This is a genomic window from Thalassolituus sp. ST750PaO-4 (assembly GCF_020320405.1).
Classification (GTDB): domain Bacteria; phylum Pseudomonadota; class Gammaproteobacteria; order Pseudomonadales; family Oceanobacteraceae; genus Venatoribacter; species Venatoribacter alkanivorans.
In genome coordinates this window covers 1-1,235 of the sequence record NZ_JABVCB010000011.1, presented here as the reverse complement: position 1 = coordinate 1,235, position 1,235 = coordinate 1, and the positions used below count along the sequence as shown (strand labels likewise).

The following is a 1,235-nucleotide window of genomic DNA, read 5'->3' as shown; positions in this document are numbered from 1 at the left end:
TGTAGTGGTCTAATCAATCCGGACACCCGCTTAGGTGATAAAATCACAACCCAAGAGGTGTCCAATGAAAAAACAACGTCGTATTTTTACTGCAGAGTTCAAGCAAGAAGCCGCCAGTATGGTGCTCGATCAGCAACGTGCTGTTTCCGAGGTTTGTCAGGCGCTGGATATTGGCGATACCACTCTGCGGCGCTGGATTGATCAGTTACAGGAAGAACGCGGCGGTACTACGCCAAAGGGCAAAGCCCTCACGCCCGAACAGCAGAAAATTCAGGCACTTGAAGCCCGAATTAAAGAGCTGGAGGAAGACAAGGTCATTCTAAAAAAGGCTACGGCTCTCTTAATGTCAGACGCGATCAAGCCTACCCGCTGATCAACCAATTGAGAGAGCGGTATCCGGTTAAGAAGCTGTGCTCACTATTTGATATTCACCGCTCTTGTTATTACGCCTATCGCAACAGAGTAAGCCGTATCAATAGCCAGCGTGTACACCTTAAAGCTCACGTGGCTGAGGTCTTTAAAATCAGCCGTGGCTCACTTGGAAGCCGGGGAATTCGCGACAAGCTGAATGAAAATGGCAACCAGGTGAGTCGCTATATGGTCGCTCGTTTAATGAAAGAGCAGCGCTTAGTCAGCAAACAGCCCGGAGCACATAAATATAAACCAGCAACGGCAGAGCATCTGTCGATTCCTAATCGTTTGAACCGTAGGTTTACCGTTACGGCACCCAATCGGATCTGGTGTGGCGACATCACCTTTATACGAGCCGGTGGACGCTGGATTTATCTGGCCGTTGTGCTGGATCTGTACGCCCGCAAAGTGGTGGGCTGGGCGATCTCTGATAAAGCGCAGGCAGAGCTGGTCATTAAGGCTTTGGATGATGCGTATCGGCGAAGGGGAAAACCATCCGGTGTGACGTTTCATTCCGATCAGGGAGCTCAATATACAAGCCTGAAGTATCGGCAACAGCTGTGGCGTTACAGGATGCAGCAGAGTATGAGTCGCCGCGGAAACTGCTGGGATAATGCGCCGATGGAGCGTTTATTCCGAAGTCTGAAAACCGAGTGGATACCGGATAAGGGGTATCGTTCGGTGATGGAAGCAAAAATGGATGTGGGCCGGTATTTGATGCATTACTACAACGGCTACAGGCCACACAGTGCTAACAATGGGCTGAGCCCATCTGCAGCCGAAGAATTACTTAAGACCGTGTCCGGAATTAGTTGACCACTACA

Annotated in this window: 1 protein-coding gene; it reads left to right on the top strand. The window is 50.2% G+C overall.

The genetic code is table 11. From position 1 onward, the window contains the following. Positions 1 to 64 precede the first annotated feature (64 nt). A protein-coding gene (locus HUF18_RS13080; RefSeq protein WP_225692502.1) for an IS3 family transposase occupies positions 65 to 1,227 on the top strand; the annotation gives its coding sequence in 2 pieces (ribosomal slippage) (positions 65 to 320 and positions 320 to 1,227; 1,164 coding nt in all). The last annotated feature ends 8 nt before the right edge of the window (positions 1,228 to 1,235 follow it).